Annotated in this window: 22 protein-coding genes; 15 read left to right on the top strand and 7 right to left on the bottom strand. The window is 63.0% G+C overall.

Annotation, left to right across the window (positions count from 1 at the left end; translation table 11 throughout):
• Window positions 1–80 precede the first annotated feature (80 nt).
• Both ppa and B9A19_RS12315 read left to right on the top strand, forming a co-directional pair.
• Window positions 81–608, top strand: coding sequence for an inorganic diphosphatase (gene ppa, locus B9A19_RS12310; RefSeq protein ID WP_084091094.1), 528 nt, complete (start codon window positions 81–83; stop codon window positions 606–608).
• 136 nt (window positions 609–744) lie between these two features.
• Window positions 745–2,370 (top strand): methyl-accepting chemotaxis protein, encoded by a 1,626-nt coding sequence (locus B9A19_RS12315; protein ID WP_084091095.1) that lies wholly within the window; start codon window positions 745–747, stop codon window positions 2,368–2,370.
• On the opposite strand, the gene B9A19_RS22135 is transcribed toward B9A19_RS12315, so the two are convergent.
• Window positions 2,367–2,648: a hypothetical protein gene (locus tag B9A19_RS22135; RefSeq protein WP_139798807.1), complete on the bottom strand. Its 282-nt coding sequence runs from the start codon at window positions 2,646–2,648 to the stop codon at window positions 2,367–2,369. The genes B9A19_RS12315 and B9A19_RS22135 overlap by 4 nt on opposite strands.
• On the opposite strand from B9A19_RS22135, the gene B9A19_RS12320 reads away from it, so the two are divergent.
• The 3 genes from B9A19_RS12320 to B9A19_RS12330 all read left to right on the top strand — a co-directional run bounded on the left by B9A19_RS12320 (window position 2,647) and on the right by B9A19_RS12330 (window position 7,410).
• Entirely contained in the window at window positions 2,647–3,849 is a 1,203-nt protein-coding gene (locus B9A19_RS12320; RefSeq protein WP_084091096.1) for an ammonium transporter, read from the top strand. The genes B9A19_RS22135 and B9A19_RS12320 overlap by 2 nt on opposite strands.
• A gap of 138 nt (window positions 3,850–3,987) precedes the next feature.
• A complete protein-coding gene (locus B9A19_RS23315) occupies window positions 3,988–4,878 on the top strand; it encodes a GGDEF domain-containing protein (RefSeq protein WP_084091097.1) in 891 nt (296 codons plus the stop codon).
• Window positions 4,879–4,908: 30 nt separating this feature from the next.
• Window positions 4,909–7,410: a cation-translocating P-type ATPase gene (locus B9A19_RS12330; RefSeq protein ID WP_084091121.1), complete on the top strand. Its 2,502-nt coding sequence runs from the start codon at window positions 4,909–4,911 to the stop codon at window positions 7,408–7,410.
• 22 nt (window positions 7,411–7,432) lie between these two features.
• On the opposite strand, the gene B9A19_RS12335 is transcribed toward B9A19_RS12330, so the two are convergent.
• A complete protein-coding gene (locus tag B9A19_RS12335) occupies window positions 7,433–8,470 on the bottom strand; it encodes a zinc-dependent alcohol dehydrogenase family protein (protein ID WP_084091098.1) in 1,038 nt (345 codons plus the stop codon).
• 351 nt (window positions 8,471–8,821) lie between these two features.
• Between B9A19_RS12335 and B9A19_RS12340 the strand changes: the two genes are divergently transcribed.
• The 7 genes from B9A19_RS12340 (at window position 8,822) to B9A19_RS12370 (ending at window position 14,339) form a co-directional block, all read left to right on the top strand.
• Window positions 8,822–9,376 carry a hypothetical protein gene (locus B9A19_RS12340; RefSeq protein WP_139798808.1) on the top strand — a complete coding sequence of 185 codons (555 nt, stop codon included), beginning with the start codon at window positions 8,822–8,824 and terminating at the stop codon, window positions 9,374–9,376.
• 97 nt (window positions 9,377–9,473) lie between these two features.
• Complete coding sequence (locus B9A19_RS12345; RefSeq protein ID WP_084091100.1) at window positions 9,474–10,406, top strand: TraB/GumN family protein; 933 nt, start codon at window positions 9,474–9,476, stop codon at window positions 10,404–10,406.
• Window positions 10,407–10,472: 66 nt separating this feature from the next.
• Window positions 10,473–11,510, top strand: a complete 1,038-nt coding sequence (locus tag B9A19_RS12350) for an aldo/keto reductase (protein WP_084091101.1) — start codon at window positions 10,473–10,475, stop codon at window positions 11,508–11,510.
• Window positions 11,511–11,595: 85 nt separating this feature from the next.
• Complete coding sequence (locus B9A19_RS12355) at window positions 11,596–11,973, top strand: lysozyme inhibitor LprI family protein (RefSeq protein ID WP_084091102.1); 378 nt, start codon at window positions 11,596–11,598, stop codon at window positions 11,971–11,973.
• A 160-nt stretch (window positions 11,974–12,133) separates the two neighbouring features.
• Window positions 12,134–13,270: an MGDG synthase family glycosyltransferase gene (locus B9A19_RS12360; protein ID WP_217807051.1), complete on the top strand. Its 1,137-nt coding sequence runs from the start codon at window positions 12,134–12,136 to the stop codon at window positions 13,268–13,270.
• On the top strand, window positions 13,267–13,758 hold the full coding sequence (locus tag B9A19_RS12365; protein WP_084091103.1) for a hypothetical protein: 492 nt from the start codon (window positions 13,267–13,269) through the stop codon (window positions 13,756–13,758). The genes B9A19_RS12360 and B9A19_RS12365 overlap by 4 nt, the downstream gene beginning before the upstream one ends.
• Entirely contained in the window at window positions 13,755–14,339 is a 585-nt protein-coding gene (locus tag B9A19_RS12370; RefSeq protein WP_084091104.1) for a dual specificity protein phosphatase family protein, read from the top strand. Before B9A19_RS12365 ends, B9A19_RS12370 begins: the two co-directional genes overlap by 4 nt.
• A gap of 201 nt (window positions 14,340–14,540) precedes the next feature.
• On the opposite strand, the gene B9A19_RS12375 is transcribed toward B9A19_RS12370, so the two are convergent.
• Window positions 14,541–17,258, bottom strand: a complete 2,718-nt coding sequence (locus B9A19_RS12375; RefSeq protein ID WP_176216907.1) for a hybrid sensor histidine kinase/response regulator — start codon at window positions 17,256–17,258, stop codon at window positions 14,541–14,543.
• A 283-nt stretch (window positions 17,259–17,541) separates the two neighbouring features.
• On the opposite strand from B9A19_RS12375, the gene B9A19_RS12380 reads away from it, so the two are divergent.
• The gene (locus tag B9A19_RS12380; protein WP_084091106.1) at window positions 17,542–18,669 is read left to right on the top strand and encodes an oxygenase MpaB family protein; all 1,128 of its coding nucleotides are present in this window, start codon (window positions 17,542–17,544) and stop codon (window positions 18,667–18,669) included.
• Entirely contained in the window at window positions 18,666–19,382 is a 717-nt protein-coding gene (locus B9A19_RS12385; protein ID WP_084091107.1) for a transmembrane-type terpene cyclase, read from the top strand. The genes B9A19_RS12380 and B9A19_RS12385 overlap by 4 nt, the downstream gene beginning before the upstream one ends.
• 71 nt (window positions 19,383–19,453) lie before the next feature.
• Here the strand turns inward: B9A19_RS12385 and B9A19_RS12390 are convergent, their stop codons facing one another.
• The 4 genes from B9A19_RS12390 to B9A19_RS12405 all read right to left on the bottom strand — a co-directional run bounded on the left by B9A19_RS12390 (window position 19,454) and on the right by B9A19_RS12405 (window position 26,490).
• Complete coding sequence (locus tag B9A19_RS12390; RefSeq protein WP_084091108.1) at window positions 19,454–23,119, bottom strand: phosphocholine-specific phospholipase C; 3,666 nt, start codon at window positions 23,117–23,119, stop codon at window positions 19,454–19,456.
• 172 nt (window positions 23,120–23,291) lie between these two features.
• Complete coding sequence (locus B9A19_RS12395) at window positions 23,292–24,035, bottom strand: DsbC family protein (protein WP_084091109.1); 744 nt, start codon at window positions 24,033–24,035, stop codon at window positions 23,292–23,294.
• 9 nt (window positions 24,036–24,044) lie between these two features.
• The gene (locus B9A19_RS12400; protein ID WP_084091110.1) at window positions 24,045–25,217 is read right to left on the bottom strand and encodes a UbiH/UbiF family hydroxylase; all 1,173 of its coding nucleotides are present in this window, start codon (window positions 25,215–25,217) and stop codon (window positions 24,045–24,047) included.
• 124 nt (window positions 25,218–25,341) lie between these two features.
• Complete coding sequence (locus tag B9A19_RS12405; RefSeq protein WP_084091111.1) at window positions 25,342–26,490, bottom strand: methionine aminotransferase; 1,149 nt, start codon at window positions 26,488–26,490, stop codon at window positions 25,342–25,344.
• 141 nt (window positions 26,491–26,631) lie between these two features.
• On the opposite strand from B9A19_RS12405, the gene B9A19_RS12410 reads away from it, so the two are divergent.
• Window positions 26,632–26,864: leucine zipper domain-containing protein (locus B9A19_RS12410; RefSeq protein WP_139798810.1), on the top strand; the 233-nt coding region annotated here is incomplete at its 3' end.

Consider the following 26,864-nt stretch of genomic DNA (forward strand, 5'->3'; position numbering starts at 1 on the left):
GATGGCAAGCCACACGCCAGCAGACTGTTTGCTTTATAATCGCCGCCGTTTGAAACCCGTTTCCCCGATCAGGATATTCCATGGACATCAGCAAGATCCCCGCCGGCAAGGACCTGCCGAACGACTTCAACGTCATCATCGAAATCCCGGCCAATGCTGCGCCGATCAAGTATGAATTCGACAAGGAAGCGGGCTGCATCATCGTCGACCGCTTCGTCGGCACCTCGATGTCGTACCCGATGAACTACGGCTTCGTGCCGCACACCCTGTCGCTGGATGGTGATCCGACCGACGTGCTGGTCTACACCCCGTTCCCGCTGCAACCGAGCATGGTCATCAAGTGCCGCGCGCTGGGCGTGCTGAACATGGAAGATGAATCGGGTGTCGATGCCAAGGTCATCGCCGTGCCGGTGGAAAAGGTCTGTGCCATGTACGCGCACATCCAGAAGCTGGAAGACCTGCCGGAACTGCTGCTGGCCCAGATCAAGCATTACTTCGAGCACTACAAGGATCTGGAGAAGGGCAAGTGGGTCAAGGTGACCGGCTGGGCCGACAAGGCTGCCGCACAGGCCGAGATCGTGGCCAGCTTCGAGCGCGCCAAGCAGTAATCCGCCAGAACTTGCGCAAGCGCAACAAAGAAGCCGGCCCAGCGCCGGCTTTTTTGCGCCCCCGCGCTGTGAAAACGCCGAATGCAGCCGATACTGCTACTAGTCAGGACAGTTTGTAAGATGGCGGGTGGCAACCATGAGTTTGAAACTGAAAATACGCTGGGTGTTGATACTGGTCGCCACACTCAATATCGTGGCACTGACCCTGTTCAGCTATTTCGATGCACGCCGGGTGGCACTCAAGGATATCGACGACCGCCTGATCACGGCAGCGTCGAGCTACCGCTATATGGCCCCGCCCGGCTTTGCTGCGCCGCTGCTGCCGCGTGAGCAGGCCGACCTCAAGCAGATGCGGCAACTCTCCGAAGCGCTCACCCGCTACAGCAAGGATGCCGGCATACCGTACGTGTATGCCTTCGTGCTGCGCGACAACAAGCCCTATTACCTGCTGACCGCATTGTCCGACGAGGAAATGGCCAAGCCGGATGCCGACTACTACCTCAAGCCCTACGAGAACTATAACGACGGCTTGCGCGCAGCATTTGCCACCAAACAGCGGCAGTTTTTCGAATATGCCGACAGCTATGGCTCGTTCCGTTCGGTTTACCTGCCTGTTGCCGGCGCCAATGGCGAAGTCATTGTCGAAGTTGCGGATGCGAAGCTCGATGACGTCAAAGCCGCGCTCAATGCGCTGTTGCTGCGCGCATGCGGCCTAGGGGCGCTACTGCTGCTGATCGCCACTGCAGCATCGTTCTGGCTATCCAATCTGGTGGCGCGGCCGCTGGAGCAACTGCTGGGCGCGGTACAGAAACTGAGCAGCGGCGAGGCAGACCTGACCGTACGCCTGCCTGCCAACGAAACCGATGAAACCGGCCGTATCGCAGGCGCGTTCAACCAGTTCATCACTGAGCTGCAGCGCCTGCTGCGCGTGGTCAACGAGCAGGCCGCCCAGCTCGCCGGCGGCGTGAGCAATCTGGGCAGCATCACCGCACAGCTGGCCGATGAATCCCGTGCACAGACCGACCTGGCAGCCAGCTCGGCTGCGACGATAGAGCAGGTGACCGTCAGCATTGCCAGCATCGCCGAGCACGCCCATCAGGTGGAAAGCACGGTGGGCGATGCCGATGCCGGGGCACGCGCCAGCAGCAATGCCGTGCGCGACATGGACGACGCCAACCAGCAGATGGCCGGCACCATGCAAGAGCTGGCCGAAGCCATGAATAGTCTGGCCGATGAATCACGCCAGATTACCGGCATTCTCACCTCCATCAAGGAAATTGCTGGCCAGACCAATCTGCTGGCGCTCAATGCCGCGATTGAAGCGGCCAGAGCGGGCGAACAGGGGCGCGGCTTTGCCGTGGTGGCCGATGAAGTACGCAAGCTGGCGGAGCGCACCGCCCATGCCACGGTGGAAATCGAGGCCTTGCTTGGCAAGATCAGCCACGGCACCGATGCCGCGATCCATCGCATGGGTTCGGCCAGCAAGACCGTAGCGCAGAATGGCGAGCTGGTGGGCGAAGCGCTGACGCGCTTCACGGCCACGCAAGCGCAGATGGGTAGCGCAGCCCGTCAGGTGCGCGAGATTTCCGCCGCAACCGCCGAGCAGCGCACCGCCACCGAGCAAATTGCGCAGGTGGCCGAACACATCAATCGCCAGGCAAGCCAGGCCGATGCAGCACTGGCACGGGCACGCAGCGCGCTGGACGATCTCGACCGTCTGGGCGGCACCTTGCGCGATGTGGTGCGCCGCTTCCGACTCTAGCGGTCGGCCCGCAAAAAGCGCACCACAAACAGACGCGCCACACCACAACGCACCATTTCGATACACAGCAATACCGCGCGCACGTACAAAAGCACAGAAATGGTGCGCAAAACAACCCGGACCACGCCAAGAAAAAGACTAAAAACTAGATAAATCAGCCAATTAACAACACCGGCATACAGATTGCTTTTTGGTGCACCTTTGCTCTGCAGCCGCCATGCAAGGCGCCATAACTGCACAGCACCTCTTGCAACAGGCACCAAACTGGAGTCCGCCATGCCGCAGTCCTTTACCAGCAGCGACGTTTTATTCGTCCTGCTCGGCGCCATCATGATCCTGGCCATGCACGCCGGCTTCGCTTTTCTTGAGCTGGGCACCGTGCGCAAGAAGAACCAGGTCAACGCGCTGGTGAAAATCCTCACCGACTTTGCCGTCTCCACCATTGCCTATTTCTTCATTGGCTACGGCGTGGCCTATGGCGTGCACTTCTTTGCACCGGCCAGCGTGCTGGCGGCCCAGCATGGCTACGGGCTGGTGAAGTTCTTCTTTCTACTGACCTTTGCCGCCGCCATTCCGGCCATCATTTCCGGCGGCATTGCCGAACGCGCAAAGTTTCACCCGCAGTCGGCCGCCACCTTTGCGCTGGTTGGTCTCGTCTACCCTTTCTTTGAAGGCATGATGTGGAACAACAATTACGGGGTGCAGACCGGCTTTCAGCACCTGTTTGGTGCACAGTTCCATGACTTTGCCGGCTCGGTGGTCGTACATGCGGTCGGGGGCTGGATTGCGCTGGCAGCTGTGCTGCTGCTGGGCGCGCGCCACGGTCGCTACCGCAAGGATGGCGGCATTTCGGCCCACCCGCCGTCGAACATTCCGTTCCTGGCGCTGGGCGCCTGGATACTGATCGTCGGCTGGTTCGGCTTCAATGTGATGAGCGCGCAAAAGGTCGAGGGCATTTCCGGCCTGGTCGCCATCAATTCGCTGATGGCCATGGTGGGCGGCACGCTCACCGCCATGTGGCTGGGCAAGAACGACCCCGGTTTCATCCACAACGGCCCGCTGGCTGGTCTGGTGGCCGTCTGTGCCGGCTCGGACATCATGCACCCGCTGGGCAGCCTGATCGTCGGCGGCATTGCCGGTGCGGGCTTTGTCTGGCTGTTCACCATCACGCAAAACCGCTGGAAGATCGACGACGTGCTGGGTGTATGGCCGCTGCACGGCCTGTGCGGCGCGTGGGGTGGCATTGCCGCCGGCATCTTCGGCCAGACCGCGCTGGGCGGCACCGGTGGCGTGAGCTTCTGGGCGCAGCTTGCCGGCACCGTGCTTGGCATCGTCATCGCCTTTGCCGGTGGCTGGATCGTCTATGGCGTTCTGAAGAAAACCGTCGGCATCCGCCTGGATGAGGAAGAGGAATTCAATGGCGCCGACCTGTCGATTCACCGGATTTCCGCCACGCCAGAGCGCGAAACCAACTGGTGATCCTGCCCGTGCAATACGCATCGGCAACCGTGTATCGACCGCCTGTCAGTTCGCCTTACAGCAGTTGACCCAGATCAAGCCGGCCGAGAGGTCGGCTTGTATTGTGTAAGGAGGGGCAATGCAGCAGGCGGAGGAAAGATGGAGCAGCAACAGCAAGCGCTGCTGATCAGTGCGCTGACCGACGCAGCCAATGCCATCCTGATTACCGATATTGCCGGACGCATCGTCTGGGTGAACCGTGCCTTCTGCGCGCTGAGCGGCTATGCCGAGCGCGAGCTGCTGGGGCAAACACCGGGCATTCTGCGCTCGGGCGAGCAGACCGCTCACTTCTACCAGACGCTGTGGCAAACCATACTGGGCGGGCAGCCCTGGCAGGGGGAGCTGATCGAGCGGGCCAAGGATGGTCACCACTACAGCGTCCATCAGATCATCACGCCGCTGCTTGATGAGTCCGGCACCATCAGCCATTTCATAGCCATACAGCACGATATGAGCGAGCAGCATGCCGAACAGTTGCGCATGCAGCAGCTCGCCTATCACGACAGCCTGACCGGACTGCCCAATCGCCGCCAGTTCCTTGGGCTGCTGAGCCGGGCCATCGATAATGCAGCCAGGCAACATACGGCGCTGGCCGTGATGTTCATCGACCTGGATGGTTTCAAGAACGTCAACGACACCCTCGGCCATGCCATAGGCGACGCACTGCTGATCGCGGTGGGCGAGCGCCTGTGCGGCGCGGTGCGCAAAACCGATCTGGTCGCCCGGCTGGGAGGTGACGAGTTCACGGTATTGGTCAGCCATTTCAGCGATGCATCGGCGGTCGATGTGGTGGCAAACCAGCTGGTCAGCGTGATCGACGAACCGTTCGCGCTGGAGCAACACATCGTGCAGACCCATGCCAGCATCGGCATCAGCCTGTATCCGCGCGATAGCGACAATGTCCATGATCTGCTGGCCAAGGCCGATGCGGCGATGTATCGCACCAAGGCGCGCGGTGGCCACGGATTCATGCATGCCAATGCCAACTGAAATACGGCCAACACGCACGTGGAGGGCACCATGAGCAACGGAATACCGCAAATCGAACCCGGACTGACCGGGCTGGATGGACACGAGGCAGCCCGCCGGCTGGCACGCGACGGGGCCAACGAACTGGCCGACTCGCGCTCGCGCGAGGGCTGGCGGCTGCTGCGCGAGGTGCTGGTCGAGCCGATGTTCCTGCTGCTGCTGGCCGCCGGCGGCATCTACCTGCTGCTGGGCGATGTACGCGAAGCAGTCATGCTGCTGGGTTTCGTGGTGCTGATCATCGTCATCACCATCCTGCAGCAATACCGCACCGCCAAGGTGCTGAGCAAGCTGCGGGACCTGTCCAGCCCGCGCGCGCTGGTATTGCGGGATGGCGCGGTAAGGCGCATACCCGGCCGCGAGCTGGTGGTGGGCGATACGGTCTTGCTGGCCGAGGGTGATCGTGTTCCCGCCGACGGCAAATTGCTGACCTGCAACGAACTGGCCATCGACGAATCGCTGCTCACCGGCGAATCGCGCCCGGTACGCAAACAACTCGGCCAGGCCGAGCGCGAACTGACCCATGCCTGGGCCGGCACGCTGGTGGTGCAGGGGCAAGGCTGGGCCAGCGTGACCGCCACCGGGGCGCGCAGCGAGCTGGGACGGATCGGCGCGCTGGTCGACGACATCAAGCCGCCATCGTCGCCGCTGCAGCAGGAAACGCAGCGGCTGGTGCAGCGCATCGCGCTGGTCGCACTGGTGCTCAGCCTGCTGGCGATCGCGCTCTATGGGCTGAGCCGCGGCAACTGGCTGGGCGCGCTGCTGGCCGGCATCACGCTGGCAATGAGCCTGCTGCCGCAGGAGCTGCCGGTCATCATGACGGTGCTGCTGGCCCTGGGCGCGCGCCGCATCGCCCGGCACGGTGTGCTGACACGCAGGCTGGATGCCATCGAATCCCTGGGCGAAACCACGGTGCTATGCGTGGACAAGACCGGCACGCTGACCCAGAACCGACTCTCGGTGCGCGCACTGGCCACCCCGGACACACTGGGCTGGGTCAATGCCGGTGACCCGCTGCCCGAGGAGCTCCACACCCTGCTCGAATACGGTGTGCTGGCCAGCGAAATCGCCCCCAGCGACCCGCTGGAACAGGCGTTTCACGCCTTTGCAGACTCGGCGCTGCCACAGGATCGCCGTCACGCCGACTGGGCGCTCGGCCCCGAATATGAACTCAGCCCTGCCCTGCCGGCGATGACACATTGCTGGCGTGCACCGGCGCAGGACGAACGCATACTCGCCTGCAAGGGCGCGCCCGAAGCAGTGATCGAACTGTGCCGGCTGCCGCCGGAACCGGCCGCTGCGGTCATGGCGCAAGTAGCCCGGCTGGCACAGGATGGCCTGCGGGTGCTGGCCGTGGCACGTGGCCGGCACGCCGATGGCGAATGGCCTGCCACGCAATACGGCTTTGACTACGAGTATCTCGGCCTGATCGGGCTGGCCGATCCGTTGCGGCCCGAGGTGCCCGACGCCGTTGCCGCCTGCCGGCAAGCCGGCATCCGCGTGGTGATGATCACCGGCGACAACCCCGGTACGGCAGCGGCAATTGCGCGGCAGGCTGGCATCCCGGCCGGGCATATCGTGACAGGCAGCATGCTGGCCGGGCTGGACGATGCCGCCTTGCGGGCCGAAGCCGCCCGCGCCTGCGTGTTCGCACGCATCCAGCCACAGCAGAAATTGCGGCTGATCGATGCCCTGAAAACCAACGGCGAAGTCGTCGCCATGACCGGTGACGGCGTCAACGATGCACCGGCACTGCGTGCAGCCCACATCGGCATTGCCATGGGCCAGCGCGGCACCGATGTCGCGCGCGAGGCGGCCACGCTGGTGTTGCTGGAAGACAATTTCAGCGCCATCGTCACCGCCATGCAACTGGGTAGACGCATCTATGCCAACCTGCAACGGGCGGTGATTTACACCATTGCCATTCACCTGCCCATCATCGGGCTGGCGCTGACGCCCCTGCTGTTCGGCATGCCCCTGCTGCTGGCGCCGATACACGTGATGTTTCTGGAGTTGGTCATCGACCCGGCCTGCTCGCTGGTGTTCGAAGCCGAACCCAGCGCGGCCGACCTGATGCAACGGCCACCCCGGCGCCAGACCAGCGCGCTGCTGGATGTCCATGCGCTCTGGAGCAGCTTGCGGCAGGGGCTGGCGCTGCTGCTGGTGACCGTCGGGGTCTACGCCTGGACACTGCAGGGCATGGGCAGTATCGAACAGGCGCGCGCCGCCGGCTTTGCCACCCTGGTGCTCGGCAATCTGGGGCTGCTTTTTGCCACGCGGCCGCTCGGCCGGCCCACGCGTACCTTGCTATGGGTATCGGCCATCACGCTGACTGCGCTGGGGCTGGCCGTGCTGTGGCCACGCCTGGCGCAAATGTTCCAGATGGCGCAGCCGTCGGCACAGCACTGGCTGTGGATCGGCATTGCCACCCTGCTCGGCCTGCTGGCCGCGCGCTGGCTGGGCCGCAGCAATCAGCCCGCCGAAGTGGCGGGCTGATTGGGTTGTCGTTGCGCCCTCGTCAGGGCGAGATGATGACCTTGAGGGTGTGGTTTGCCGCCGCAGCACCAAAGGTCTGGTAGGCATTCATGATGTCGGCCAGCGCAAAATGATGCGTGATCAGCTGGCCCGGCTGCAGCGTACCCGCCACCACCGTCTTGAGCAGCATGGGGGTGGTCACGGTATCGACCAGCCGGGTACGCAACGTGATGTTGTGCGACCACAACCGCTCCAGATGGAAATCCACCTTCACGCCATGCACACCCAGCACCGCCACGGTGCCACCGGCGCCGATCAGGTCCTCGCACAACGTAAAGGTCGCGGGCACGCCGACGGCCTCGATCGCGGTATCGACGCCACGGCCGCCGGTCAGGGCTCGCGCGCCGGCTACGACATCATCCCGCCCGCTGTTGAGCACGTGGGTGGCGCCGAACTGCCGGGCTACTTCCAGCCGGTGATCATCGAGGTCGATCATGATGATCTGCGCCGGCGCATAGAATTGCGCCGTCAACAGCGCAGCCAGCCCCACCGGGCCGGCACCGACGATGGCTACCGTGCTGCCCGGCTGCACCTGGCCATTGAGCACGCCGCATTCATAGCCGGTGGGCAGGATGTCGGACAGCATCACCAGCGCTTCTTCATCCACACCCGGTGGCAGGTGGTGCAGGCTGCCATCAGCGTGCGGAATGCGCACCTTTTCCGCCTGGGTACCGTCGATGCGATGGCCCAGTATCCAGCCACCCGTAGTGCAGTGCGAGTACATGCCGCGTTTGCAGTAATCACATTTGCCGCAGGCGGTAATGCAGGAAATCAGCACGCGGTCCCCGGGCTTGAAATCGCTGACCGCGCTGCCGACGGCCTCGACCACACCCACGCCCTCGTGCCCGAGGATGCGTCCCGGCTCGCAGGTCGGCACATCACCCTTGAGAATGTGCAAGTCGGTGCCGCAGATGGTGGTCTTGACCAGCCGCACCACGGCATCGCCCGGGGCCTGGATGACCGGGTCGGGGCGATCCTGCAAAGCGATCCGGCCCGGCCCTTCGTATACGAGTGCTTTCATGGCATGACTCCTGATGCATATCAATCTTCAGTGTGGACCACGCGGCCCGGCACATCTTTGCCGCAGATCAAAAACCATGAAAAACCAATGAAAATCAAACGCTTGCATTTACTGAACAATGAAGCCCCCCAGGTAAGCACGAGGACGACAAATCAGTAAGCAAAATACACCGGGCTCACCGTGGCTGCGGCATGTGCCGCCGAGGCAAAACCGATACCGCCCTTAAATCAGCACCTTCCGTGCGCACCCCGCACGCAAACTTACCAAAAAAGACAGCAAAACATCATCAGACGTTCTCAAACACGTCATGCTGGGCGCATACAATCCCGCCCGTAACCTAGGGGCAAACGAATGCAAATCCCGGCAGGCATGTCCAACGTCGTTTACGTCAAGACCGATCGCGGTCAGCAGGAAATGCAACAACGCGGCAGTCTGTCGCCGCTGTTGCGCAGGCTGCTTATCGTGGTCGATGGCAACCGCACCGTACGCATGCTGTCCACCATGCTGGCCGGACAGGATGTGATGGCCCTGCTGCAGGCGCTGGAAGACCAGGGTTTCATCCTCAACCCCTCGGCGATTGCCGGCTTCAAGATGCTGGGCCAGCCCAGCCAGCCGGTGGCCAGCGCACCCATCGTTGCGCCACAGCCTGTGGCCGCGGTGGAAGAAGACGAGGCCGAACTCGACCCCGCACGCATCCACGACATCAAGGTGCTTATGCGCGACAGCACCACGCAGTTCCTCGGTCTGATGGGCAGCAACCTGGTGGCGGAAATCGAATCGGTACAAAACGCGGCCCGCCTCAAGACAGTGATGGCGCGCTGGAACATGGCACTGCGCGAATCGCGCACCGGCGCCCCCTATGCCGACCAATACCTGAAAGCGGTCAAGACGCTGATCCGGGTTTAATCGCGCGGCTGCGGCATGGGCCCAACAGGCCCGTGCGGCGGCAGCCCAGACAAGGCCATCCCCGCTATACTTGGCGCTCTGTTTACGGAGACCGTCCATGTTCAAGCGTTTTCGCTCCCTGATGCTGTCCTTGTGTGCGGCCAGCCTGCTTGCCCCGCTGCCGGCATTGGCGGCCAAACCCGTCACCAAGGTATCTGCCGAGGCTACACCGGCCGCGGTGTTGTGGCGCATCGACAAGCCCGGCGTGAAATCGTCGTGGCTGTTCGGCACCGCGCATGTATCTGACCCCAAGGTCACCACGCTGTCCAAGCCCATCCAGACCGCCTTTGACAACGCCGATCATGTCGCCACCGAAGTCCGGCTCGACTTCAACATGATGATGACACTGGCCAAGGCCATGCTGATGCCGGAAGACCAGAAGCTGGTCGACATCATCGGCGCAGACCGCTACAACAAGCTGCTGCCCGAACTGGAAGCACGCAGCTATCCCGAAGTGGCTGCCCGCCGCATGAAACCGTGGGCCGTGGCCATGCAATTGATGGTGCCGTTGCACAAGAGCGGCGAGCCGCCGCTGGACTTGCTGCTGGCCAAGATGTCTATCGAAGGTGAAAAGGACTATGTGGGCCTCGAAACCGTGGAAGAGCAGATCAGCGTGTTCGAGGACATGCCACGGGACAAGCAGCTGGTGCTGCTGGACAGCCTGATCAACCAGCAATCCAAGCTGGAAGGTTATTACAAGCAGCTGATCGGCCTGTATGTGAAGCGTGATCTGGACGGCATGGTCAAGTTTGCCGACAAGGATGAAGTCGATCTGCCAGCCGATGCCAAAGCCTATTTCGACGAGTGGAAAAACAAGACCATGTTGTCCGACCGCAATGTGCGCATGACCGAGCGCATGCAGCCGCTGCTGGAAAAGGGCAACAGCTTCATCGCCGTGGGTGCGCTGCATCTGCCGGGCAAGGATGGCCTGATTGCCAGCCTGCGCGCGCAGGGCTACACGCTAACCCCGATATTCGACAAAAAGAAATAAGCCGAATATGACAAGGGCCGGCTCTGCCGGCCCTTTTTCCTCGCCTGCTTCATCTGGAGTAACAACATGCAATACCGCCAGCTGCCCGGCACTGATCTGAACGTTTCCGCGCTGTGCTTGGGTACCATGACCTTTGGCGAGCAGAACAGCGAGGCCGACGCACATGCACAGCTCGACGCAGCCGTGGCAGGCGGCATCAATTTCGTCGATACCGCCGAGATGTACCCGGTGCCGGCCAATGGCAACACGCAGGGCCGTACCGAGGAATACGTGGGCAGCTGGCTGGAAAAGCAGCCGCGTGACCAGATCGTACTGGCCACCAAGGTGGCCGGGCCGAATCGCGGCATGGCATGGATACGTGGCGGCCCGCAGTTTACCGCTGCGCAGATCGAGCAGGCCTGCAACGATTCGCTGCGCCGGCTGCGCACCGATTACATCGACCTGTATCAGGTGCACTGGCCAGCCCGCGCCGTGCCCATGTTCGGCAACAGCCTGTATGACCCGGCCGACGAAAAGCCCGATACCCCATCCGTCCACGAACAGCTGGAAGCACTGACCCGGCTGGTGCAGGCCGGCAAGGTGCGCCATCTGGGCGTCTCCAACGAAACCGCCTGGGGCGTGGCCGAATGGGGTCGCGTGGCCGATGCACACGGGCTGCCGCGCGTGCGCAGCATCCAGAACGTCTACAACCTGATCAACCGCGCGTTTGAATCCGGTCTGGTGGAAGCCTGCCACCGCGAGCAGGTCGCCCTGCTGGTATACAGCCCACTGGCCTTCGGCCTGCTGAGCGGCAAATACATCACCGGCGATGACCGCGACGGGCGCATGACGCGCTTTCCGCAATTCGGCGTGCGCTACCGCAAGCCTTTCGTCGATGAAGCCGTGGCCGCCTACGCAGCGCTGGCGCGCGAGCATGGCCTGACACCCGCTCAACTGGCACTGGCCTTTGTGCGCAGCCGCTGGTTTGTTGCCACCACCATCATCGGCGCCACCACCATGGCGCAGCTGGCGGAAAACATCGGCAGTAGCGAGATCGTCATCAGCGCCGAGCTGGAAGCCGGTATCGAAAAATTGTACCGGCAGTACCAAAGCCCGGCACTATAAGGCAGACTGCTTTCATCCGCGGCCATGCTGCGTCATAGTGGGGGTAAGCTATTTACCCCCGCCCTTCTATCTGGATGAGAGCCCCATGAAAAAGACCCTGCTGGCCGCTGCCCTGCTGGCCACCGCCGCCTTCGCTAGCGCCAATTCGGCCTGTGACAAGCCCAAGAACGACTTCGACAATCTGTACTGTCTGGACAAGGTTTATCTGCAGGCCGACAAGGACCTCAACGAAGCCTATGGCAAGCTGGTGAAAGTGCTGGATGCCGACGGCAAGGCCGCGCTCAAGAAAGGCCAGTTGGCCTGGATCAGCAGCCGCAACAGCGAGTGCAGCTATAGCGATGCCAAGGGCTTTTACGTGAACCTGGAATGCGCCACCCGCACCACCACCGAGCGCGCCCAGTTCCTCACCGAGCGCTATCGCGAGTGCACCAGCGCCGGCTGCATGAACAGCAAGCTGAAATAAGCATCTGCCCACCCGCATCCCCGGAGCAACTGGCGTTGCACGGGGCCTGCGGGTGGCAGCAATGTGGGGCCGCACACAGCGCGGCCGTACATTTTTCAACGCCGTCCGCTTGCCGATCTGCTGCAATGCCGGCTGGCTCACACCTGCATATCCGCCCCGCATGAAAAAAATCCTGCTTCTCAGTGTCAGCGCCGGCGCCGGCCACATGCGTGCCGCGCAAGCCATTGCCGCCACCGCCAGCGCCATGGGCGAACCGGTCGAGGCCACGCATCTGGATGTGATGGCCTACGTCAGCAACGGCTTTCGCACCCTCTATACCGATTTCTATATCAAGCTGGTCAGCAATCACCCGGCGCTGTGGGGTTATCTGTACCAGAAAACAGATGCGGCCGATCAGAGTGCATTTGGCCAGAAGCTGCGCCGCGCGGTCGAGCGCCTCAATTGCCGTACCCTGCTGGCCGAAATCAAGACCATGCAGCCGGATGCCATCGTCTGCACGCATTTCCTGCCCGCCGAGCTGCTGTCGCGCGAGCTGCGCAAGGGTCGGCTGGATGTGCCGGTGTGGGTGCAGGTCACCGATTTCGATCTGCACAGCATGTGGATCGTGCCGCATATGAGCGGCTATTTCGCCGCCAATGACGAGATTGCCTATCGCATGCGCGAACGCGGCCTGGCGCCGGAAGCCGTGCACGTGAGCGGCATTCCCATCATGCCGACCTTTGCCGTGCCGCCAGACCGGGCTACCTGCGCTGCCGAATACGGGCTGGACCCGCAACGCACCACCTTCCTGATGATGGCTGGGGGTGCCGGGCTGGGCAGCCTGCCCGAACTGGCCGAGCGCTTGCTGGTCATGCCGGGCGATTTCCAGCTGATTGCCATGGCCGGCAAGAACGAAGCCATGCTGGCCGCGCTGCATGAAGTGGCTGCGCGCCATCCGGGCCGCCTGTTCCCGCAGGGCTTTACCGACAAGGTGGAGCGGCTGATGGCCTGTGCTGATCTGGTCATCACCAAGCCGGGCGGGCTGACCACGTCCGAATGCCTGGCGATGGGGCTGCCGATGATCATCAACTCGCCCATCCCTGGTCAGGAAGAACGCAATGCCGACTTCCTGCTGGAGCAAGGCGTGGCGCTGAAGGCCATTGATGCCACCGCGCTGGAATACCGTATCCGCGCGCTGCTGGAGCAACCGCAGCGGTTGGCCGACATGCGCGCGCGCATCGCCACGCTGGGCCGCCCGCATGCGGCCCGCACGGTGCTGGAACGCGTGCTGGCCGGCCCGGCCGGGGCTAAGGCATGACGCGGCCACACGGCCGCACCTGGGCCATGGTGCTGTGGGTGCTGCTGCTGGGCTATTTTTTTGCCAACGTCGAAATCCAGATCGAAGGCGCGGCCGGCTGGGCCGCCAACCTGCCCACGTGGCGGGTAGAGAAACACTGGCTGTTGGACATTTTCTGGGGTGGTCGCGCGATGACCGGCTACCACGCCTGGGTGTTCCCCTTCGTTGCGCTGTTCTTCCATTTTCCGGCCGTGTTTGCCGGGCAATGGTCGTGGCGCATCGAGGCCCGCATCATTGCCTGCATCATGCTGTTCTGGATTGCGGAAGACTTTCTGTGGTTCGTGCTCAACCCGGCCTATGGCATTGCCAGATTCACGCCGGCACAGGTGCCGTGGCACAAGCACTGGATCGCCTTTGCCCCCACCGATTACTGGACCATGGGCGCCGTGGCCGCCAGCCTGCTGTGGCTGTCGCAACGCCGCCCGGCTGTTTCAAGGAATGAAGCATGAGTGACCCGCGTTTTGTTTCGTTGCTGCTGCTGGCGTTGCTGGCCGCGCCGGTTCACGCCGAACAGGCCGCCGTTCCCGCCCACCGCCCGGCGGAATGGGCCCAGCCGGTCGGCAATGGCCCGATCAGCAATCTGTACCGGATCACCCCGCAGCTCTATCGCAGCGCGGCGCTCACGCGCGACGACGTGGCCCAGCTCAAGCAACTGGGCGTGCGCAAGGTGATCAGCTTCCGCGCCTTCCATTCGGACGACAAGATACTGGCCGACAGCCAGATCGAGATCCTGCGTATCCCCATCAATACCTGGAACATCCGCGACCAGGACATGATTGCCGCGCTGCGCGCCTTGCACCACCTCGACCGCGACGGCCCCGTCCTGATCCATTGCCAGCATGGTGCCGACCGCACCGGGCTGGTGTCAGCGCTGTATCGCGTGGTGTATCAGGGCTGGAGCAAGCAGCAAGCGCTGGACGAGCTGGAGAACGGCGGCTACGGCTTTCATGCCATGTGGCAGAACATCAAGCGTTACATGAATGACGTGGATATCGCCAAGCTGCGCAGCGCGGTGGATGCGGCTGGCTGAGCCCTTGCCGGGCATGCGCGCCTCTGATTCGAACGCCTGAAAACGGTGCCAGCTTGAGCGAGGCGCCCTCGCGACGGCGAGAGCGGGGGCATGGAATCAAATGACGACGAGCGCTGGTGCTTGGCCTTCAACAACAGGCGCGAACCCGGCTTTGCCGGGTTCTTGCTGCCGGTCGTACAACAACACGGAACCGGCAGGCGCTCAAGCCGAGCGCGTCAGCCGTTGCTCGCCCAGCGTGACGCTGGTTTCCGCCAGCGCGGCGCTGGCCTCTGCCAGCAGGGTTTGCGCACCGTCGAGCAGATCGGTGTTGGCCGGGTCGTGCTCCAGCAGGGCCAGTGCACTCATCAGGCGGAACGCCCCCACCTGCCCTGAAATTCCCTTGGCACTGTGCGCATGCCGCCCTTGTGCGGCCATGTCATGCTCGACACCACAGGCGGCCAGCAGCGCGCCGATACGCGACAGGCCCTTTTCTGCCAGCGGCACAAAACGCTCCATGCTGTAGCCCAGTGCGGCGGCGGCACGATCAAGCGCCAAAGTTTCCTCGCCGTCCTCGCGGGCGTCGGCCTGCTCCTGCACCGTGGCAGGCGATGCGGTCCCGGCCAGCGCGGCCAGCAGCGTGCGGCGGCTGAACGGCTTGCCCACCCAGTCGTCGATGCCGGCTTCCTGCAGGGCCTCTTGCCCCGGCGAGTGCCCGGCACTGACCAGGATGATGCGCTGCCGATAGCCGAGGTGGCGCAATCCGCGCGACAGTTGCATGCCGCTGAGCAAGGGCATGTGATAGTCGGTGAGCACCAGATCGACCTGCATGCCGCTGCGCCAGATATCCAGCGCCTCGGCCCCGTCTTCGGCCATCAGCACGCGCGCACCGGCACTGCTGAGCATGTCGTACAGCAGCTCCTGGTTGATGCGGTGATCCTCGGCCACCAGCACGGTCATGCCGTCCAGACGGATGCTGACTTCGGCTTGTTCTTCCTGCGGCGAGCAGGGCTGCACCGGCACGCGTGCGGTAAAGCAGGCGCCGCTGCTGCGGCGCACCAGCGCAATATTGCCGCCCATCAGGCCGATGAAGTTGCGGCAAATGGCCAGGCCCAGCCCGGCCCCGCCGGCCCGCCGGCCGCTGGCGGTCTGCTCGAAAGCCTCGAAAATGCGCGCCGCTTCATCATCACCGATGCCCGGCCCGGTATCGCTGACTTCAGCCAGCAGCCAGTTGCAGCCGTCCGGGTCACGCTCGTGATCCAGCCGCACGGTCACACCGCCCTCCTCGGTAAACTTGACCGCGTTGCCGATCAGGTTGACCAGGATTTGCCGCCACTTGCCGGCATCCAGGCTGAACCAGCCCTGCGCCTCGGCGTGGATTTCAAACGCGATGCCCTTGCGGGCCGCCTGCTCTTCAAACAAGCCTTGCAGCTGGCGCACCAGGGTTTCGACCGACAGCGCACTTTCATGCACGTCGACCTTGCCGGCCTCCAGCCGGCTGACATCCAGCACATTGCCGATCAGGCTAAGCAGATAGTCGCCGCTGTCGCCGATCTGCCCCAGCCAGCGTGCCTGCTGCACCGACAGCGCCTGTTCGTTGCCCAGCCGCTCGGCGTAGCCCAGGATGGCGGTCAGCGGGGTGCGGATTTCGTGGCTGACGTGGGCAAGGAAATCGCTCTTGGCACGGTTGGCGGCCTCGGCATCGCGCCGCGCAGCATCCAGCTCCTGCGTGCGCTGCAGCACCAGCCCTTCCAGCATGGTGGCCTCCTGCTGCAACTGCGTGCGGTAGGCGGCCTCGGCCTCTTCCTTCTTGCGGCGCAGCTGCGCCACCCGCAGCGCCATGGCCATGCTGAACAGCACGATCTCCAGCACGATGCCGAAGAAAATGAAGCGGTAGCTGAAGGTGTCATGCTCGATCAGGCCGTAATCGCGCAGCCCCCAAGTGACCGAGAGCGAGATCGAATACACCGCCCACGCCAGCAGGAACAGCTTGGCGCCCGCCACGCCGTGCCGCACCGCCTGCAGGCTGGCAATGATGTAAATCAGAAAGCCCATGCCGCCGAATTCGAGCACATAGAGCGAGTACTGCGGCAGACCCGACACCGCCAGCAGGGTGCCCAGCGCACCGGTCGCCACGATGGCGCGCAAGGCCAGATCAAGCCGGGGTGCGATCTGCGGCGTGCGCAGGTAGTTGCGCACGAACAAGGCGGCACAGATGAAATAGATGCCGCTCATGGCAAACAACAGGGTCAGGCTGAAATGCCCGTTCCACAGCAGCAGCGGCCATACCCCGGTGGCGCTGTGGAAGGACAGCGTGAGCAGCAGCAGATTGAGGCCGTAGTAAAGAAAGGTGCGGTCGCGCGTGGCAGCAAAGCCGATCAGCGATGCAAAGGCCACCAGCAGCATCACGCCGATCATCGCCCCCAGCAGGAACAGCTCGTGCGTATTGGCCTGCAGGAACGGTTGCTCGCCCCAGATGCGCACATCGGAATAGATCGGGCCGGCCATGCCGCTGGCGTCGTCGAATGCCACACGCATCAGCACGTCGACACTGCCATGCGCGGGTATGGACAGCTCGAATACGGGTCTGACCGTCGGCAAGGGGCGTTCGCCCTCGCGCTGCATGGCACGGAAATGCTGCCCCTGCCACGCGGCAAAGGCAGCCGGGCCGACCGCGCCACGGGTGTACAACGACACGTTGCCGATCAGGCCATCGCTGTATTCGACATAGGTTTTCAGCGCTTCGTTGCCGGGATTGGTCAGCTTGAAATTCAGCCACCATGCCGATGCGCTGTAGCCGCGCGAGCGCTGCAGACCCTGCGGCGGTGTGAAATCGCCGCGCACCAGCAATGCCGCAGCATCTTCTGCTGTCAGCTTGCGCGTGCCGTCTTCATACAGGGTCAGGCTGCCGTCCAGATGCTGCCCAGCCGTCAGTGGCGTCACATTGATTGCCGCAACCGGCGCCGCCCACAACAGGGTGCAGCAGGCCAGCAGGCTGATCAGTAAAGCGATCAGCTTTCGACAGCAACAGAGACCGCCTGACAAACCAGACATGACGTTGGCAAAAATCCACAAGAAAGAATATCGGGGGCCATGATACCGGCACTGCAAGCCTGCGGGGCAGTCGGCTGGCTCAACGGTTGTATTGCCATAGCAAGACAGCTACATACCACGCGGGATTTATTCTAATATAAGTTTGTGCCAATTCAGATTAAAGAAAGTATTTATGAGCGAAGCCATCTGGACCGACATTACGCTGGATCGTCTGAAACGCAGCGCCGATCCACTGGCAGACCAGTGTATGGATGCGCTGCTGGCGCATGGCGAAGTCGAGCAAGCCAATCAGGTGCTTGACCACCTGAACGGCCAGGGCGCGCTGCCCGAGCACGCGCCGCCTGCGCTGGCAAGCTATCTGGCCGCCACGGCGCAACTGCCGGCCGACGTGGACATGGCACGGCTGGCGCGCGCGCAGGCCTTCTTCACCACCTATGGTGCGCAGTTCGGTGTCAGCCTGTTGTGCCGCTCGCTGCCGGTGCTCTACACCGGCCGCCAGGGCGGGGCGCAGGTGCTGGCATCCACCGGAAAACTGACGGATCACTTCGAACGGCGGGCATCGGAAACCCTGCGCTTCATCCTCGATGCCGCCGAGCCCGGCGGTCTTGCCCCCGGCGGCAAGGGCTTGTTGACCATACGCCGCGTGCGCCTGATGCATGCGGCCATCCGCCACTTTGCCCGCATCAACCGCCACTGGCCCGATGGCCGATGGCCAGCAGACTGGGGCGAGCCGATCAATCAGGAAGAATTGATGGGCACCCTGCTGGCTTTCTCGCTGGAGGCCATCGAGGGCTTGCGCGCGCTGGGCGTGCCGGTCAGCGCGCAGGATGCCGAAGACCAGCTCTACCTGTGGAAGGTGATCGGCGAAGTGCTGGGCATAGACCCGGCCGGCATGCCGGCCGATATCGCTGCGGCACGCCGGCAGTGGCAGGCCATTGCACGGCGCAACTTCGGCCACAGCGCCGATGGCCTGTTGCTGACCGAGGCCCACGTTGCCTTCCTGCAGCAAAACCTGCCCGAGGTTGCACACGGGCTGGTGCCGGCGCTCATGGCCTCGCTGCTGGGCCGGCGCAACGCTGGCTATCTGGGCTTGCAGCAAAGCGGCTGGTGGCAGTGGGCCATCGACCTGCTGCGCTGGGTGTTCCGCATCAAGGCCAGGCTGGCGGGCAGCTCGCATACCGCGCAGAGCTTCATGGCCGAATACGGCCAGGCATTGATGGAAGCACTGCAGAAACACTGGGCCGGTGCAGCGCAAGGCCGCCCGTTCCGCATTCCGGCACAGGCATTGCAACCACAATGAGCGACATCAACGATCCGGCTGCATGGTTCAATCGTGTCAGTGTCGATGGCAGCATCTACACCACGCCCGAGCTGGCCGTGTTTGCCAGCGGCTGCCTGCTGTGGGTAATCGCCTATGTATTCGTGCTGATCCAGGCCAGGCAATACAAGGTGGTGGAAATGGCCGTGCTGGCCGGTGCCAGCAATCTGGCGTGGGAATTCGTCTGGGGCGTGCTGTTGCATACCGATATGGGCGTGTTCCTGGTGTGGACCTACCGCGCCTGGCTGTTCTTTGACCTGTTCATTTTCTGGCAGGTGCTCAAGCTGGGCGTAGACCAGTTCACCCAGCCGCAGCTGCGCCACTATTACCTGCCCATTGTCTGCGGCACGGTGCTGTTTTTCATCGGTGTGTACTGGACCATGACGCTGTCCGGGCTGGATACGCCCATCGGCGCACGCTCGGCCTATGTATGCCAGTTCATCATCAGCGCGCTGTGCCTGCTGTTGCTGGTGCAACAGCCCTCGACCATCGGCCACGCGTGGACGGTGACCTGGCTGCGCAGCCTGGGCACTTTGCTGGTGTCGGTGTTCATGTTGCTGCACTACCCACACGACGCTTTTTTGCTGTGGCTGTGCGCTGGCGCCACCGTGCTGGATGGCATGTACTGCGTTTACTTCCTGCGACTGCGCAAAAGCGCGGCGCAGCAGCCGGTGCTGCAGGCCGCAACGGGTTGATGGGCCCGTTGCCAGCACCAGAACAAACAACCCCGCCGCAGCGGGGTTGTTTGTTTTACACGCACTGCTGATTACTGGCAGTTACCCACTACCGTCCACGGCTTGGCCGCACCACTGTTCAAGTCCGGACGCTCGCCCGCCGTCACCCACTTGGCCACGTAGTTCACGCCCGAATAGCTGACCGTTGCGCCGGCTGCGTAGCTGGTGCTGCTGTTCCACGCTGCAGCGCAGGTGGCAATCGCCACCGGTGCACTCAGCGCCATGGCAGCAGCCGTACCGCTGCTGCGCAGCGACGAGATCGGCGCACCGGAAGCCGCAATCGCCTTGATTTCGTCGTAGGACAACGCACGTGTCCACACCGCCACGTCGTCAAAGGCCAGGATGAACTTCTCGGCCGGGTAGCGGCTGTAGTAGTCGCCACGTGCATCTTCGTTCAGCGCCCAGCGGCCGTAGCTCGGCACGATGTTGCCGGTGACGTTGCTGAAGGTGACGGCGGCTTCGCGCACGTCGGTGGTCGACTGGCTGGCGTAGCAACGCATGGTCTTGGCGGTCTTGTCGACGCAGATTGCCACATAGCACCACACGTCAGTCGGCATGGCCAGGTAACCGTCGGCGCGATTGGTTCCGTCACCGATATTGAACTTGAAACGACCATCGCCAGAGTGACCAATCGAAATGCCCGAGTTGGCGCCGGTTGCCCAATCCTTGTTGGCGGTCACGCTGGTCATGTTGCTGCCCATGCCGGACGGCATCTTCACCCAGAAGCCCATGGTGAAGGCGTTGTTGCTGGCGCTGACGTCATACGGCAGGAAGGCCGCCGCACCGGACGGGGCCGACAGCTGGATGCCGCTGCCGTACTGGCCGGTCGGATAGGTGGTGGTGCCGACAAAGGTGGCGGTGTTGCCGCCCACATCGTCGATGCCGTCGCCGTCGAAGCGGTGATAGTGCGCCAGGCTGCCCAGCAGCGCTACGCTCCATGCAGCAGGCGCGGGGGTCGGTGTTGCCGTCGGCGCGGTGCGCAAGGTCTGCAGCGGCTGGTTGGCGCCAGCAATCGCGCCGATGTCGCTGGCGCTGAGGATGCGGTTCCACACAGCCACGTCGTCGAACTCGAGCACGTATTTCTCGGTCGGGAAACGGCTGTAATAGTCGCCGCGTGCATCTTCGTTCAGCGCCCAGCGCTTGTAGCTCGGCACGATGTTGCCGGTGACATTGCTGTAGCTGACCGTAGTGGTGCTGACCACGCCAGCCGCATTGCTGGCGTAGCAGATCATCTTCTTGTTGGCGGTATCGAGCGAGATCGCCACATAGATCCAGCTGCCCACCACCATGGCGATATAGCCGTCGGCACGGTTGGTGCCGTCGCCGATGTTGAACTTGAAGCGGCCATCGCCGGTAGTGCCGATGGAGATACCCGCGTTCTTGCCGGTTGCCCAGTCCTTGTTGGTGGCCACGCTGGTTTCGGTGGTCATGCCGGTCGGCATTTTCACCCAGAAACCAAAGGTGAAGCTGGCCGGGCCGGTGCTCATGTCGAACGGCAGATAGGCCGATGCGGCCTGCGTGGCATCGAGTTTGAGCGCAGTGGTGTACTTGCCTGCGGTGTCATAGGCCGCCGGGCCGGTTACGGTGAGCGCGCTGCCGCCCACTTCGTCAGTCACGCCATTTTCCAGCCGGTAGTAATGGGTCAGGCCGCTGAGCAGCGCGGCGCTGAAGCCAGCGCCCGGTATCGGTGTGGGCGTCGGAGTCGGGCTTGGCGTGGCAGTCGGGGTGACACCGGCAATGGCCTGGCGCCCCGGGAAGGTCATGCTGTTGCCGCCTTCGATGTGGCCACAATACTCGTAAACAAAGGTATTGCCGGTATCGCCCGACACCAGCAGCATGAAGTCATACCAGTTGTTGAGTGTGCCCAGCGTCAGCGTGACCGAGCCATTGGCCGCAACGCTTTGCGGCGTGCGGCTGCCGGCCAGATAGTTGTCGAGGTTGACGGTGATCGCCACTGCGGCACGGTTCTGGATGGTGATGCTGACCGAACCACCGCCGGCATTCGGCGTGACGGTCACTTCCGGATACGCGCCGTTCTGGAAGGCCGTGGCCGACAAGCTGCCAGCAAAGCGGCGGTAGAAGCTGTTCGGGCCGTGCACGGCAATATCGAAGCGACCGCTGGTGGCATTGGTGCCATCGATCACCTGGCTTTGCGTGCCGCTGGCCGGCACAGTGGCGAAGATCGGGCTGAAGGTCAGGTAGGTGTAGCCGTGGATGTCAAACGCAGCGGCTTGTGTACCGCTGTTGCTGAAGCTGAGCGTGATCTTCTTGGTGCTGGGGTTCACGGCAGCATTCAGGCTGGGCTGCACGGCTACCGGGCGCAGCGGGCGGGCGCCGGCGGTTTCAATCACGGGTGCGGCCTTTTCACCATTCGGCTGGGCTGCTGGCAGGTTGGCGCAAGCATAGGCCGCATCGGACGCCAGGGTGGCGGTATTCGGCAGGGTGGACGGGAAGCCGTAACCGCTGGCAGTGAAATCGAAACCATCCATCAAGTCGCCGCACACGCTGCGACGCCATGCACTGATATTCGGCTCCTGTACGCCGGTGAATTTTTCCAGGAAACGCAGGGTGGAGGTGTGATCGCTGGTCTGGCTGTGCACCCAGCCCCCCACACTCCACGGCGAGATCAGCCAGGTGGGGATACGCTGGCCAAGGCCGATGGCATAGCCGCCACTCCATTCATTGGCGGTGCCGGACGGCGACATCGGTGGCAACACGTGGTCGAAAATGCCGCCGTTTTCGTCATAGGTATAAATGAACACGGTCTTGGCCCATACCGCCGGGTTGCTGGCCAGCGCATCAAGGAAAATCTTGGCGTAGTCGGCACCGGCATTCGGGCTGTGGTTCGGGTGCTCGGACAATGCGGCCGGGGCGATGATCCAGCTTACGGCCGGCAGCGTGTCGTTCTGCACATCGGTGGCGAACTGGGTACGCGCGAAACGTGCCATGCCGCGCTTGTACAGGTTGGAGCTGGTGGCCGCGTTCTTGAAGTTGGCAAACCAGGCCAGCGCGTTGTCGTCGTAGTTGTCGCTTTCCTGGTAGACCTTCCAGCTGATGCCGGCAGCCTCAAGGCGCTCGGCATAGGTAGTCCAGGTGAAGGCGGTCGATTCGGTGTTGTCCATCACCGCGCCGCCGCTCCACAGGCCGGCGCCGTTGGAACCCGTCATCAGGAACAGGCGGTTGGGGTTGGTACTGGTATCGACCGAACAGAAGTAGTGGTCACAGGTGGTAAAGGCATCAGACAGCGCGTAGTGGAACGGAATGTCGTTGCGGTTGTAATACGCCATGCCGTAGTTGCCCTTGTTGGGCACCCACTTGTCCATATTGCCGGCATTGATGGCGCCACGGCCGGTGGACCAGTCATGCGTCACGTCGACCATGCACTGGCCGTTGGTGGTGCTGCCGTTGAGGCGGAACGGCCAGATGGCGCTGCCGCTGGCATTCTTCTGTGCAAACACGCTGCTGCCATCCGGCAGGCGCAGCGGATGCGGATCGTTATAGCCGCGCACACCGTTCAGCGTGCCCAGATAGTGGTCGAACGAGCGGTTTTCCTGGCTCAGGATCACCACGTGTGCAACCGAAGCCAGGCTGCCCGACTGGGTGCCGGCAGCCAATACCTTCTGCAGGCTCAGCGGCAATGCGGCCAGCGATGCGCTGGCGCCACCCAGCTTGAGAAAACGGCGACGTGACATGCTCATGCGAAAACTCCCCACCCTTGTGATTTGGAATTCGCATAGTCGTCTAGAAGTGTTGAAAAGAAATGACGTGTGAGTAACGCAGTGGTGAAAGATTTATTGCGTGGTATTTCTTTGGTGGGCAGGCATGAAAAAACCCCGCTGCAGCGGGGTTTTTTCATGCGGGGCACGCCACTTACTTGGCCGCAGCCGCCAGCAATTCTTCCAGCTTGGCCTTGGGGATCGCGCCCGGCACGATCTTGCCATTGGTGAAGATCAGCGCGGGTGTACCGCTGATGCCCAACTGCTCACCCAGTGCCAGATTATCCTTCACCGGGTTGGCGCAATCGGTCTTGGCTGGTTCCGGCAGCTTGTTGTTGTCCATCCAGGCGCGCCATGCTGCAGGACCAGTGCCAGATGCGCACCACATCGCAACCGACTTGCGCTCGGCGTCTTGATGCATCGGCAGCGGGAACAGGAAGGTATAGATGGTGACGTTGGTCACGCCGTTCAGGCTTTCCTTTTCCAGCTTGTGGCAGAACGGGCAATCCGGGTCGGAGAACACAGCCAGCTTGCGGCTGCCGTCGCCGCGCACTTCCTTGATGGCACGGTCGAACGGCAGCTTGGCGAAGTCGGTCTTCATCAGCTCGGTCTTGCGCGCTTCGGTCAGGCTTTGCTTGCTGGAGAGCTGGATCAGATCGCCAACAAAGACATAAGCACCACTTTCATCGGCGTACACCACATTGTTCTTGCCCAGCACGACTTCGTACAGGCCCTTGACCGGCGATACGCCGACCGAGGTGATTTCCTGATCCGGCAACTGTTTCTGCAGCTTGGCCTTCAGATCCTTGGGCACGGTATCGGCAGCGTTGACCGAGCACGCGGTCAGGGCAACCAGACCGGCGGCGGCCAGCAGACGAGTCAATTTCTTCACGGACATTTCCTTGCTTCAGTGATCCATCGCATGACGGATGAGTTGTTGTTTGAGCCACGGCAGGCCATCGGTCAGCCCGAGCCCGAAATTGCGCAGCGATTTGAGCCACGGATTGCTGTTATTGAACAGCTTTTGCAGGCCGTGGCATACCCCCTGCATCAAATAAATCGATTCACGCCGTGCGCGTTCATAGCGGCGCAGCACCAGGTAATCACCACAGCGCCCCGGATGTTCGGCCTTGAGCAGGCGTGCAAGTTCCGCCACATCGCCAAAACCCAGGTTGACGCCCTGACCGGCGAGCGGATGCACGGTATGGGCGGCATCGCCGACCAGCGCCACACCGGCCTTGATCAGCTCATCAACATGCGTGAGGCGCAGCGGAAACGCTGCCGCAGGCGTGATGGTGCTGAACCGCCCCAGCAAGTTGCCACCGGCATCGGCCACCCGCACGGCCAGTTGCTCCGGCGACAACGCCAGCAGTTCGTCCTTTTGCGCTTCGCCACAAGACCAGACGATGGACACGCGCTGTCCAGCCAAGGGCAGCCAGGCCAGTACTCCATCGTCAAAAAACCATTGCCGCGCCACGCCCAGATGCGGGCGCTCTATCGTGAAATTGGCCACCACGCCCCACTGCTGGTACGGCTCGCTGCGCGTGGTGATGCCGGCCTGCTGGCGCAGCCACGATTGCGCGCCATCGGCCCCCACTACCAGCCGGGCATGCAGTTCGTCACCGTTGTCGAGCACTACGGTGGCGCCTTCTGCATGCTGGCTGAACGATACCGGCCGTGCTGGCGCGATCAGGCTGACATTGGGCGCATCGCCGGCGCTTTGCCACAGCGCGGCCTGTAATTGCCGGCTTTCCAGAATGACGGCCAGATCGTCAACGCCGGCTTCCAGTGCATCGAAGGCCAGTGCATTGCGACTGTCGTCGCCATAAATCTGCATTGCTGCCACCGGGCCAAGCCGGGCCGTATCCAGCCGTTGCCACGCGCCGATATCCTGCAGCAGGCGCCGGCTGGCGCGGCTGATGGCGTAGACACGGCTGTCCCATTCTTCTTCCGGCCAGCTTTGTGCGGGCGGCTTGCCCTCGATCAGGCCGATTTCAAATGTGGTATCACGCAGGCTGGCAGCCAGCGCTGCGCCAACCAGACCACCGCCAACGATGAGGATGTCGAACTCGCGTTTCATGCCGCGAGTTTATCAGCAGCCGGCACTGCCGGCAGCGTTCGCCAGCTGGTGACTAGTGCCCATCTCACACCGCCTTGCGCTTTATCAAGACCACGAGGGCCATCTGCAGAACCGCCCGGGGCCGTCAGCGTAACTCGGCCAGCCGCTTGATCGCCTCGTCCAGCGTGCTGTCCTGCTTGGCAAAGCAGAAGCGCACCAGATGCTGATCGCGCCCGTCGGCATAGAACGCCGATACGGGAATGCTGGCCACGCCGTAGCTGCGCGTCAGCCACTCGGCAAAATCCAGCTCGCCCAGATCGGGGCGGATGGCACTGTAGTCGGCCAGCTGGAAATAGGTGCCGGCATTGGGCAAGAGCTGGAAGCCGGCCTGCGTGAGGCCAGGCGCCAGACGCTCGCGCCGCGCCTGATAAAAGTCCGGCAAGCCCTGCCAGTGCGCCGGCTGTTGCAGGTAGGCCGCCAGCGCATGCTGCATCGGCGTACTCACCGAAAACACCAGATATTGATGCAGCTTGCGCAGCTCGGCACTCAGCGCGGGTGGCGCCACGCAATAGCCCACCTTCCAGCCGGTGGCGTGGAAAGTCTTGCCGAATGAATAGACGGCAAAGCTGCGCGCCCGCAGCACCGGGTGAGCCAACACGCTGTGGTGCTGGCGACCGTCGAACACCAGATGCTCGTACACCTCGTCGGCCAGCACCAGCAGATCGTGCCGCTCGGCCAGTTGTGCCAGCGCATCCAGATCGGCCGGGCCGAACACGCTGGTGGCCGGGTTGTTGGGATTGTTGACGATGATGAGCCGCGTGCGCGGCGTGACGGCACGCTCGACCTCATCCCAATCGACGGCAAACGCCGGCGCGCGCAATGCAACACGTATCACGCCCGCCCCTTGCGCAAGGATGGCCGGCGCGTAGCTGTCGTAGGCCGGCTCCAGGATCAGCGCCTCGTCGCCCGCATGCAGCACGCTGGCAATCACCGAGAACAGCGCCTGCGTGGCACCGGCGGTGACGGTGATTTCCCGCTCTGCATCCACATGGACGTTTAGCGATTGCTGCAGCTTGCTTGCAATGGCCTCGCGCAATGCCGGCAGGCCGGTCATCGGTGCGTATTGATTGTGGCCGGCCTGCATGGCCTCGGTCACACCCTGCAACAGTGCCGGGTCGCACGGGAAATCAGGGAAGCCCTGCGACAGATTGACCGCCTTGCAGCTCGCCGCCAGCTGCGACATGCGGGTAAAAATGGTGACGCCCACATCGGGCAGTTTGGAAGTCAGCGGCATGGCGGCTAGTCGACACGGAAGATGCCGCAGTGTGCCGGGCTAGATGTGAAGGTTCAATAGGTTGTTGCGGGTGTTCACCCGGTGAGATTTTGAGAGACTGGAAATCGCCAAACCCCCAGTCACTACAGAGCCCCGATCCGGATGAACACCCATAAGAATGCCCGATTGACCTACCTTCGTCGCCTTGAAATGGTTCAAGACATCACCCAGCGGCGCCACACCGCGGAACAAGCCGGTGCCACACATGGCGTCAGTGCCGTCACCGCACGCAAATGGCTGGCCCGCTACCTGGCCGGTGGCGCGCCCGCATTGCTCGACAAATCCTCACGCCCAGCCCGTTCGCCACGCACCATTTCGCCCGAGACCGCGCAAAC

The sequence above is a fragment of the Andreprevotia lacus DSM 23236 genome (assembly GCF_900176275.1).
GTDB lineage: Bacteria > Pseudomonadota > Gammaproteobacteria > Burkholderiales > Chitinibacteraceae > Andreprevotia > Andreprevotia lacus.